Origin of the sequence: Marinobacter excellens LAMA 842 (assembly GCF_001574445.1) — a bacterium.
In the GTDB taxonomy this organism is placed as follows: Bacteria; Pseudomonadota; Gammaproteobacteria; order Pseudomonadales; family Oleiphilaceae; genus Marinobacter; species Marinobacter shengliensis.
This window is the reverse complement of the sequence record NZ_LOCO01000027.1, coordinates 18,852-30,229: the sequence shown is the minus strand read 5'-3', so window position 1 is coordinate 30,229 and position 11,378 is coordinate 18,852. Positions and strand designations below refer to the sequence as shown.

Annotated in this window: 8 protein-coding genes; 3 read left to right on the top strand and 5 right to left on the bottom strand. The window is 57.3% G+C overall.

Features of this window, described 5'->3' with window-relative positions:
• Window positions 1-41: 41 nt before the first annotated feature.
• Window positions 42-2,261: a TonB-dependent receptor plug domain-containing protein gene (locus J122_RS17365; RefSeq protein WP_082780630.1), complete on the bottom strand. Its 2,220-nt coding sequence runs from the start codon at window positions 2,259-2,261 to the stop codon at window positions 42-44.
• 123 nt (window positions 2,262-2,384) lie between these two features.
• Here J122_RS17365 and J122_RS17360 point away from each other — a divergent pair, with 123 nt between their 5' ends.
• A complete protein-coding gene (locus J122_RS17360; protein ID WP_061333394.1) occupies window positions 2,385-3,059 on the top strand; it encodes a J domain-containing protein in 675 nt (224 codons plus the stop codon).
• Here J122_RS17360 and J122_RS17355 read toward each other — a convergent pair.
• The 4 genes from J122_RS17355 to J122_RS17340 all read right to left on the bottom strand — a co-directional run bounded on the left by J122_RS17355 (window position 3,027) and on the right by J122_RS17340 (window position 7,258).
• Window positions 3,027-4,034, bottom strand: coding sequence for a bile acid:sodium symporter family protein (locus tag J122_RS17355; RefSeq protein ID WP_061333393.1), 1,008 nt, complete (start codon window positions 4,032-4,034; stop codon window positions 3,027-3,029). The genes J122_RS17360 and J122_RS17355 overlap by 33 nt on opposite strands.
• Entirely contained in the window at window positions 4,031-4,711 is a 681-nt protein-coding gene (locus tag J122_RS17350) for a FadR/GntR family transcriptional regulator (RefSeq protein ID WP_061333392.1), read from the bottom strand. The genes J122_RS17355 and J122_RS17350 overlap by 4 nt, the downstream gene beginning before the upstream one ends.
• 79 nt (window positions 4,712-4,790) lie before the next feature.
• The gene (locus J122_RS17345; RefSeq protein WP_061333391.1) at window positions 4,791-6,275 is read right to left on the bottom strand and encodes a flavin-containing monooxygenase; all 1,485 of its coding nucleotides are present in this window, start codon (window positions 6,273-6,275) and stop codon (window positions 4,791-4,793) included.
• A gap of 74 nt (window positions 6,276-6,349) precedes the next feature.
• The gene (locus J122_RS17340; protein ID WP_061333390.1) at window positions 6,350-7,258 is read right to left on the bottom strand and encodes a LysR family transcriptional regulator; all 909 of its coding nucleotides are present in this window, start codon (window positions 7,256-7,258) and stop codon (window positions 6,350-6,352) included.
• 116 nt (window positions 7,259-7,374) lie between these two features.
• On the opposite strand from J122_RS17340, the gene J122_RS17335 reads away from it, so the two are divergent.
• Window positions 7,375-8,982, top strand: coding sequence for an NADH-quinone oxidoreductase subunit L (locus tag J122_RS17335; protein WP_061333389.1), 1,608 nt, complete (start codon window positions 7,375-7,377; stop codon window positions 8,980-8,982).
• A complete protein-coding gene (locus J122_RS17330) occupies window positions 8,982-11,375 on the top strand; it encodes a YbcC family protein (protein ID WP_061333388.1) in 2,394 nt (797 codons plus the stop codon). The genes J122_RS17335 and J122_RS17330 overlap by 1 nt, the downstream gene beginning before the upstream one ends.
• The last annotated feature ends 3 nt before the right edge of the window (window positions 11,376-11,378 follow it).

The window sequence follows — 11,378 nt, the reverse complement described above, 5'->3', positions numbered from 1 at the left end:
ATTGGTGTGCTATCCCGTTGGTCAATCCTTTCAGCATAGTGTCAGAACCGGACTCCTGCCTCCACAAAGAACTGGTTGTGGTCTTCGATGTTGTTATCGGAGCTCAGTTCTGCTTCCCGGTTCAGATAGTGTTGCATGGTAAAGGCCACTTCAGCGGTATACCGCGGCTGATAGAAGCGCTTGGCAACTCTCGCATCAATGCGCTCGAATTGACTACGCCCAAATTCGTCTGCCCAGTAGAAGGCGGATGAGGCCTTGAGCCCCCACGGCAGGTCCTGAATCAGTGCCAGACTGCCGGAATGTCGCACAGAAAGCCGGGTCAGCAGACTGACCGCCTGGTCCTGTTTTCCAGTATCCAGATCACCGTCCTGGTTGATGATTGGCTGACCGGTGTACCAGGTATCCTGATCCAGGTAGCCGTAGCTGGCGCGGAAGGTTGTGCCGGGGTATTCAATCATCGCTTCCACTTCAAAACCTTGCTGATCCACGGCAACGTTGTTGTCGATGCTCCAGTCCTTGAGCTGAATAACACCGCTGATCATGTCCCGCATTTCATCCTTGAAGCCCCGCACTTCCAGAGACAGCATAGCCCGCTCTAGCGGGAACTGGCCGAAGTAGCTGACTTCCCGGGATATGATTCGTTCTTCCCTCAGGTCTTTGCCGAGCGTAAGCCACCCCAGGTCTTCGTACGCATCCGCGGTTGTTACCCTGCGGCCCTCAAGATCGGAATAAATCGCAGGGCGGACATTGCGGAGGGTGTAGCCCCAGTCCGGATTCTGCTCGAAACCATCCGGGGTTCTGACCGCCTGGGAATAGACAAAGCGGAGGGCGTGCCGGCTATTGAGCGTGAAATTCGCAGCCAACCGGGGCGAGAAGTAGTGATCGTCTGTTGTGCTTGTGCGCTCCCAGTTACCGCCTGCGTTAAGGGTCAGCCAGTTTATCGGCGTATATTCCACGTTGCCGAAGAAGCGGGACTGGTAATTGTTACCGCGGCCGTTGAAATAGGTTTCAGAGCGGAAGGTATCTTTCCGGAATCCCGCGCCGGACACAATTCTCAGGTCGTCGCTGAGCAGAATGGTGTCCTGAAACTCCAGTTCCAGGCGGGTATCCTCTGAATCCGCGTCTACCTGGGCAATGGCGGGCGCGCCACCCCCGTCTACAAAGCAGAGCCGTTCTCGACTGCCATCCGGGAAATAGGTGTACTGATACAGCGGTGTGTTGTCTCTGAGGCACTGCACAGTGCTATCCGGAAAGCCAACGGTGTACTGTTGCCGACGGTCAAAATTTTGAACACTGGCCATCACATGGAAAAAATGACGCTCGGACGCAATCACGTTCAGTTTGGATTGCAGGTAGTAATCCCGCACATCAATATCCGGATTCTCGAACGGGTTCAGCTCGCCGCTTTTGTCCTTGTCCTGGTAATTCATGCCATCCACCACGCCGCCCCGCAGCTCAACATCCGTGCGGTCGTTGATCTTGACGCGGGAATCATAGGTAAAGGAGTTGATGTCGTGGCCATCATGGAATGGAAAGCGTTCGCCGCCGTCTACCTGGTAGTCGAAGCCATCGAACTTGCGCTTTTCATAGGTTAATCGCCAATCCATATCCGGGTCGGCGTTGCCCACGGAACCAAAAGTACGCAGATGCCCCCGAGAGCCCCGAACCACCCGTGCTTCCACTCCGGCGGTATCGGCCGGGTCCCGGGTGATGATGTTGATGGTGCCCAGGAAGGCATTAATGCCGTAGGCAGCCGAGTTGGGCCCCCGGGCTACTTCTATGCGTTCAATCATCTCAAGAGGCACCGGCATGGTTTCCCAGTCCATATCAGACAGGGTTGCCTTATGCGCAGTTCGACCGTCTACCAGGACCTGCATACGACGCTGTTCATAATGCACAGTGCCATGGTAGGTGGTAACCGGTTGGTGGCTACCAACGAAATTGACCACCATGCCAGGAACCAGGCGGAACACCTCGTACAGGTTCTGGATGCCAAGGTCCCGAATCATATCACCGGTGATCACGGTGGTACTTCCGGGAACCCGGGTTTTGGGCTGGCGCAGCCGGGTGGTGGTCAGGACCTCTGGAATGTCTTCGCCAAACGCCACCAGTCCATTGCTGAACTCAGGAACACTGGTGTCTGCACCGGCAGTGCTGGTCGACAGGGCGAAAATGGCTGAGGCAAGCAGGGAATGGCCGAAGGTTCTGCGCGTGCGGAGCCGGTTAGCGCGATTTTCTGACAGGTAATTCGTAATGCGCATGGGTGTCGTTCTATAATCTGCCGAGCGGACTGATTTGTTGTGGTTCTCCCTGAATCCTAGGGGAGAACGATTGATTTGTCTCTATAAAGATTACAGATTTTACAGATCCGGAGTGACTGTTTTATGAATTGCTGGGACATCCTTGGCATCGAGCCGACCGGAGATCGCGAACGCATTCGGCAGGCCTACGAGCGCCAGATGAAATTTGCCTCGGACAACGAGGCCCGGGCGCTTGAGCAGGCGTTCAGGGAGGCAACCGGTGGCATGCCGGCGGCCAGCGTCGCCGCCCAACCCGAGCCATTCGCCGGAGAAGTCCGCCGAGAGCAGACGGAGGAATCCGGGGTTGAGAGCAACGCAGAGCGGGCGCTGGACGCCCACGAAGCCCAGGTTGTCCGCGAAGTGGTGATTCAGATTAAAGCCCTGATGAACGACAACCAACGCCAGCAGGATGCTGGTATCTGGAAGGCCATCTTGTGCGAACCGCCTGCAGATCAGTTACCGCTGCGCAGGGAAATCGCCAAAAGCCTTGAGCCCCAGATTCGTCCGATGGCGGAGAACGGCAGTTTTCCCCGTCCGGTAGCGCAGTTTCTGGGCGACTGGTTCGACTGGTTCAGCGTTCGCGACGCAAACCCGGAGCCCGACCCCCGAAACTATCCGGACGAAGAGATGTCCAGGGATCAGGCCAGCGCCGATCAGGCAGACCAGACACCGCAGATGGTCAACTTCTGGCCCGCCGTGATCGGATGGATCGTCGGCCTGGTGATTCTAGCGAGCCTCTTCGGCGGCATGGGCGGCTGACGCCCGGTCGATTTTCTCCCGATATTTCTGGGCCAGGATGGCCCCGACGATCACTTGAATCTGGTTGTAGCACATGATTGGCAACACGATCATGCCAAAGCCCGGATGGCCAGAGAACAGCACTTTGGCCATGGGCAGCCCGGACGCCAGGCTTTTCTTTGAACCACAGAACACCACCGCGGCTTCGTCTTCCAGACTGAAGCCCAGCTTTCTGACCATCATCATCGCCACCAGCATGAATAAGCCAAGCAGACCGAAGCACAGCAGAATGGTCAGCACAATGGCTTGAAGCGGCAGGTTCTGCCAGAGGCCGCTGACCACTGAGTGCGAAAAGGCCGAGTAGACAATGATCCAGATGACGCACTGATCGTATCGCGCCATCAGCGATTCGTTGCGGGAAAGGAAACCTCCCAACACCGGCCTGAAGGCGTGGCCCACCGCGAAAGGCAGGAGCAGTTGCAGGAGGATGTCCTTCAGGGCATCCGCTACGGCAAACTCCCCAGTCCCGGAAGTGGAAACCAGCAGTAGCAGCAGGAAGGGCGTGAGCATCATTCCGAATACATTAGAAGCCGCCGCGCTGCAGATTGCAGCGGGCACATTACCTCTGGCCATGGCGGTATAAGCAATGGAGGATGATACCGCTGACGGCAGCACGCCCAGATAGAGAAATCCCAGCCCCAGGTCTTTGGGCATCCATTCCGGCACCAGGTTGCTGAGGCCGTTAATGGGCAGCACCGCCAAGGGAAAGAACACGAAGGTGAGCGTGGTGATCAGGATGTGCAGACGCCAATGGGTGGCACCGTCGATAATCTGCTGCCGGGACAGGGCAGCGCCGTGGAAAAAGAACAGCAGGGCCACCGCCACAGTACCCGCAGTGGCGAGAGTCTCTGCTGCCCGACCGGTAACCGGCAGGAATGACGCCAGGACGATGGCGCCAAGCAATAGAAGGGTGAACGTATCGAGACGGAATTTCATGGCTGATTCTGCCGGTTAATCACGTCAAGGCTGGGGGAGAGCAGGGCGCGCGAAAGCATTTCTGCCTTGGCTGGATCCTTTCGGCGGATGGCTGCCAGCAGAAGTTCGTGGTCCTCCTGGCTGGGTTCTGGCAGGTCGTCATCGCGCTCCGTACGTTCGATTGTCTGGCTGACGGCGTGCGAAAAATAATCATAGAGCTCGATCAAAGCTGAGTTGTGGGAAGCGCGCACCAGGGCATGGTGGAACCATTCATCATGGTGGATTCGATCGGTGAGGTTGTCGCCAGCTCGTGCCCGTGCATCCAGCGCGTCGCTCATCGCTTTCAGATCGCTGTCTGTGCGCCGAGTGGCCGCCAGCCTCGCGGCCTCCGTTTCCAGCATCAGCCGCACCTCGAGTTGTTCCGCCAACTGGCTGCGGGCAATACGCCGCAGCGTTTCTCCAGCGTCGCGATTGGCACGTACGTAGGTACCATCGCCCTGGCGGGTTTCCAGCATGCCCACATGGACGAGCACCCGAACGGCTTCACGGATGGTGTTGCGGCTGATTCCCAGGGCTTCAGACAGCTCGGCTTCAACCGGAAGCCGGCTTCCGACAGGCCATTGGCCGTTTTCGATGGCGCCCCTCAGGCTTTCGATAGCGGTCTCCACCAGGGAGCCTTTTTTGATTGGCTTTAACATTTCCGATCACCCAGACAAATGATGAACCAATCATCCTATGTTTAGCGTTGAACTGCAACCGATTAGTTACAGCAGAGGACTAACGGCCTGCTTCAGGCTCCAGAAACTGATAATCAGCGGTGTCTGCAGCGCGGGTAGAGAAGCGATAGCTGAACGTGAACCCGGGCCAGTTGATGGTGTTACGGCCATGTTCATCCAGATACCAGGAGGTACATCCGGAATCCCAGACGCTGTTCTCAAGGCTGTGCTGGACCACCTGGCAATAGCGGGATTGCCGATCTTCCCGCACTTCCATGGCAGCCCCGGGGTATCTGGCCAGGGAATCAAGTGAGCTGATGACATAGCGGAACTGGGATTCCAGCATAAACAGAATCGAATTGTGGGCCAGATTGGTGTTGGGCCCATACAGCATGAACAGATTCGGAAAGCCATTCACGGTAATGCCTTTGAACGCTTTGCTGCCGTCTGCCCAGGCGTCGTTCAGGGCAACACCCTGACGACCAGTGATCTTGATGGGTGACAAAAACTCCGTCGCCTTGAAGCCGGTTCCGAAAATAATGGCGTCGACGGGGCGGTGTTCTCCAGTGGAGGTTACAACGCCGGTTTCATCGATCTCAGAAATTCCCTCAGTGATCAGATTCAGGTGCGGCTGGTTAATGGCCGGGTACCAGTCGTTGGAGATCAGAATCCGTTTACAGCCGATACGATAGTCCGGAATGATGTGCTTCAGTTTGTGGGGGTCGGTCACCCATGTCTGCGCTTCCTTCCTGGCCTGTCGGGCAAAGATATCCAGTAGCCGGTTGAACCGGGTAAAGGCAAGCCCGCGTGACTCGTTCTTCCAGTAGATCATGGCCCGGTAGAGCCTGTCCCAGGCCGGCAGTTTCCGGAACAGTGATTGCTCAAGCGCGGTAAATGGGCGGTCGGCTTTCGGCAATACCCAGGCAGCGGAGCGTTGATACAGGTCCAGCGCTGCAACTTTTGGCGTAATTTCCGGAACAAACTGGATGGCGCTGGCGCCGGTGCCGATCACCGCAACCCGCTTGCCGGTCACATCATAATCGTGGTTCCAGCGCGCAGAATGGAAGCAGGTGCCCTTAAAACGGTCAATGCCGGGAATGGCGGGTATGGCAGGGCGGTTCAACTGCCCGGTGGCCGTGATCAGCACATCAGCGCGATATTCATGGCCCGATTCTGTACCCACTACCCACTCATTCGACTGGCTGTCAAAGCTGGCCGTGGCTACGGCACGGTCGAACTCGATATGGCGCGCCAGGTCGTACTTCTTAACACAATGCTCCATGTACCCGAGTATTTCGGCCTGGAGGCCAAACTTCCGGCTCCAGTCGTGTTTAGGCTCAAAGGAGTAGGAGTAAAGGTGCGACTGAACATCACAGGCCGCGCCGGGGTAGGTGTTGTCTCGCCAGGTTCCGCCAACGGCACCTTCTTTTTCCAGCAATGTGATTTGCTCATAGCCGGCTTTTTTTAGCTGAATAGCCATGCCGAGCCCGCCAAATCCGGTGCCGATTATGATGACAGAAGGTTTTTGAGGGGCGCGCGATGTCATGGCTACTTCCTGATCTTGTTGTATTTTTACTCCCTATGACTATAACGGCCCCGGCGCCGCATCAAAAGACCAGTTTAACCAGAATCATTGTCCGGAAAGGTCAATAGTCGTTCCGGAGGTTGAGCCATTAACTCCTGCAGGGCCGGAGACTCAAATTGCCGGCGAATACGAATGGCATAGAATTCTTCGAACACGCCCGGCAATGCACCGTAATCCCTGAGTTCACCTTTGCGCAATTCGTCACGCACAACCACCGGGGGCAGGATGGCGAAATGCCCGCTGTCACGAGTTAGCAGGCGCATCATCGCCATGTCATCCACCTCAGCCAGAATAATCGGGTGAATCTGGTGGTACTCACACAGCTGGTCAAAAGCCTGCCGGATATTGCTGTCCTGGCCCGGCACTATCAGTGGTTGGTCACGCAGCATGTCAGGAAAGCCGACCCGGGATTCGGCGGCCGCCGGCCCGATAATGCTGACAGGTTGCCTGGCAATACGCCGTGATAGCCAAGGGGTTTCGTCGTCACCGTGAACGGGTTGATTGGACAGAATAAGATCCAAACGGTGGGCCGATAGTCTTCGTAGCAGATCTTCCAGGCTTCCGCTCTGGAGCTTGAGGCCCAGATCCTGGCGGCCGAGCAGTGGCCGAAGGAAGCCTTCCTGGAAGTTCCTTGACAGAGTCGCTACCGCGCCAACCTTGAGCACCTCCCGATTGGTCTGGCGCCCGGTTCGGAAAAGGGCTTCCAGCTCCGCGCCCTGGCGAAAAATATCTTCCGCATAGGTGAAGGCGACGCGGCCGGCTTCGGATAGTTTTAGCCGTCGCCCCTCCCGGATGAACAGTTCATGGCCAAGACTGTCCTCGAGTTTCCGGATCTGACCGGACAGCGCAGACTGGGAGATATGCAACGCATCCGCTGCGCGGGTCAAATGGCCTGTGCTGGCTACTTTCCAGAAATAGTATAAATGATGATAGTTCAGGCGCATGGATATTCCCCGGCTTTACCTTTGTTCTCTTTTGGTGAACAATTTAATCGTTATAAACCATTTTATCTATGAATTCATAATCGGCAAAGTAGCTCTGTTCGCAAAAGGAGTTCGTTATGCCGACAATCACCAGCGTATTTTCCACCTCCGCCCTGGCTACCTGGCTGGCCTTGCCGATCCTGCTCCTGGCACTGGCCGGCTTCGCCAACTGGACTCGATCGAAAACCAAGATTGACCATTGCTGGCGCTTGGCGGAGTTTTTGCTGCAAACGCTGATTGTGGTCACCGGTGTGGTGGGCTTTCTTTTGTTGCTGAAGTCGGCCGGGCTGGATACGCGGTTGCCGGAACTGGGGGCACCGCTCGGGCTGTATCCCGATGGCCTGTCGGTATGGATGGCGCTGATGGTCAGTTTTGTCTCCTGGGTGATTCTGCGATACTCCCGGGATTATCTGCGTGGCGATGCCGCCTTCCCGGTGTTCTTGCCCTGGTTCCTCACCACAGTGGCCAGTGTGCTGGTGTTGGTATTCACCAATCATCTGCTGGTTCTGGCATTCGCCTGGATTGGTGTCAGCCTGGCCTTGCACCAATTGCTGACGCTCTACCCGGAACGGTCGCAAGCCCGGTTGGCGGCAGCACAGAAGTTCATTACCAGTCGCCTGGGTGATCTGGCGATTATTGGTGCTGTGGTGTTTATCTGGCGCCACTACGGCAGTTTTCATATTCCCGAAATCTACGCATTGGCCGGGGAAATAGGTGGCTCGTCCCCCAAGCTGACGACCGCGTCCGTACTGCTTGCCGTTGCCGCGGTGCTCAAATGCGCACAGATTCCATTTCACGGGTGGCTGATCCGGGTGATGGAAGCGCCTACGCCGGTATCGGCACTGCTTCATGCTGGAGTAATTAACCTCGGCGGGTTCCTCTGGCTGCGGCTGTTCCCGGTGTTTGAAGGGTTTACAGTGGGCCACTTCCTGTTGCTTGTCGCTGGCGGCGTGACCGCCATCGTGGCAGTGTTTGCCATGATGACTCAGAGCTCGGTAAAACACGCGCTGGTCTGGTCCACAAACGCTCAGATGGGTTTTATGCTCTTTGAGATTGCGCTGGGCGCCTACACCCTGGCATTACTACATTTGCTTGCCCACTCACTTTACAAAGCGCACTCATTGCTGGCGTCTGGCCGGGCGGTAAAGGCCACGGCGGTCTACTTCTCCGGTAGCCCGGGGGCATCGCAGCTGTTGCTCGCCGGCGTGGCATCAGGTTTGGCGGCAGCCATGCTGTGGATGCTTCCCGATCTTGTGGAGGGCAAAGCGATACTGGCGGCCTTACTGGTGCTGGCAGTTGCCGCGTCGGTTCTCGGACTTCCATCGGGTAGCACGGCCCGTGCCCGGGTATTGGTTGTCGTCATGGCGATCAGTCTGGTACCGCTATATGGTCTTCTCCACCTGGTACTGGGGCCTTCGGTTGCGGGCGCAGATAATTTTGTGCTCTGGCCGGCGGCCAATGTGTTGGCCTGGGTAATGCTGGGGCTTCTGGCCGGGATGTCACTACTTGTGCTTTTCCGGCCGGATTGCTCTTGGTTGCAGCGGTTGAACCTGCCGCTCAGCCAGGGCCTGTATCTTGATCAACCGTTCGAACGGGTTACCCGACGGTGGGCCAGGCAATGGCTCCAGGGGGGCACGGAAAAGACGAAAAAAGCCCGTTACGTTCTGTCATCGGGAGAATCTTAATGAATTCCACCTTACGCGTGCCGGATGTTGATCAGAACCAGGCTGTTGATCAGGTCGCTATGGCCTGTGAACGGATTGCCCCTAGCTGGCCTCTGGATCGGTGGATAGCGGTGAATCCCTGGTGGGGCCACAGGCATCAAGGTATCGAGGAAGCCGCCATCGAACTGGTTTCCCGCAGGGGGCAGGGCATGTTAATGGCGCCGGAATTCTATCTGGAGGCCTGGCACGGGGGCCGTATCCGAGAGGGCGACCTGATAGCTGCAGCCAGGGCGCAGGGGGTAGACAGGCCGACGCAATTATTGCTTGAACAGTTGTCCCGGTTACGACCACGTGATGTGAAACCGGGGCTGGCGCTGTCACACGTTAAGCCATCGAGTGACGGTGATGTGCTATCACAGACTATGCAGTTTCTCGGGCTGCTCTGTGGTCGCTATTTTGATCATCGGCAGGGACAATGGCTGACGAATACCAAGGGTACCGACCTGTATCGCTACTGGTTATCCATGGCCGGACCCCGGGGCCTGGCTTCAAAAGCGCTGGCAGCGCAACTTCCGGATGATTGGCAGAGTGCTGCAGATTTTCTTGCTCAAGCTTTGCCCTATACTCCAGATCAGTTCACGGCGGCGGGACATTCATTGCTGCTGCATCTGCCGGGCTGGGCGTCATGGTGCCGCGGCGAAGATTGGCGAGCGTCCCTCGACGGCCAGCCATCCCACCTCTGCCACCAGTTAGCTACGGTATTACTGGCTTGCGAGTGGATGGCTGCGTCTGCGCTACCGGCCGATGAGCGGGCTAAATGGCAACAGGCGGTCTCTGGTGGGCAGCTGGCGAGGCACGCTCACGGTGATGATGCACTGATGTGGGTTTGGCATCGCGCCTATGAAATGGCATGGCAGCGCAAGTTCAGGGACTGCTTGCGGTGCCCGGAGGAACAACCCGAAGAATTGGCAAGCAGAATCCCTGAAGTCCAGGCGGCGTTCTGCATTGATGTCCGTTCAGAGGTGTTGAGGCGGCACCTGGAAAGCGCTTCGGCAAAAATAGACACTCTTGGTGTTGCCGGGTTTTTTGGGCTGCCCGTGATGCATCAAAAACTTGGCCCGTCAGACGATGAAGCCCGGTTGCCGGGTTTGCTGGCGCCGGCTTATCGTTATGTTGATACCCTTGGCAGTCTTTCGGCAGACCTGGAGCGCAACAAGCGGCTGGACGGGCGGGAACAGGTACGGGAAACGGTTCGACATGCGAAATACGGTAGCCTCTCAACCTTTACGTTGGTGGAAACCACCGGACTGGCGTGGGCATGGAAGTTGGTTCGGGACGGCTTACATAAGAACCGAAAAACCAGGGTGGCGACGCCCGAAGGCCGCCTGTTCCACCGCTATGGCGGAGATCCCTTATCGGATCCAGAGCGGGTTAACCTTGCTGAGGGGCTGCTGAGATCCATGTCGTTGACCGGCAATTTTGCACCATTGCTGGTGTTTGTTGGCCATGGAGCTCATACCGATAACAATCCGAATCAGGCCGGGCTTGCCTGCGGAGCCTGCGGCGGTAAAAACGGCGACGTTAATGCCAGCATTGCCGCACAGTTGCTTAATGACCGCAGTGTGCGCGTCGGGCTGGCGGAGCGGGGCATTGTCTTGCCGGAAAGCACTCTGGTTGTGGCTGCGGAGCACTGCACGGTGACGGATCAGGTACGCCTTCTGGGGGGAACGGCCATACCCGCCAGCCATCAAAGGATTGCCAGTGAACTATTGCAGTGCTTTGAAAGCGCTTCGGTGGCCACACGCCGTGAGCGGGCAGGAACGCTCGGATTGAATGGTCACTCCGATGAGGGCCTCCTGAAAGAACTCAACAAGCGCACCCAAAACTGGGCGGAGGTCAGGCCTGAATGGGGGCTGGCAAACAATGCCGCCATGATTATTGCGCCCCGGCACCGCAGCCGTTCAATCAATCTTGCCGGCCGATGTTTCCTTCACGAATACAGGCCAGAGCTGGATGATACAGGTTCAGTGTTGTCTGCGCTGATGTCGGCCCCGATGGTGGTGGCAAACTGGATCAACCTGCAGTATTTCGGATCGGTTACCCAGCCGTCGCTCTACGGCGCGGGCAACAAACTGCTGCATTCGGTCGTGGGAGGCAATATTGGGGTAGTCGAGGGCAACGGCACCGATCTTCGCATCGGATTACCCTGGCAATCCGTTCACGATGGTGAACGTTTGCGCCATGAACCTATACGGTTGACCGTGGTGATCGACGCGCCAGCAGAGCGAATTGAGCAAGTACTGCAGGCTCAGGACGACGTCAGAGCCCTGGTTGAAAACCGGTGGCTCTGGCTATGGCGGATGGATGACAGCGGCCTGGAGCAGTATTCCGAAGGCCGCTGGGTGGCGGCCTGAGGA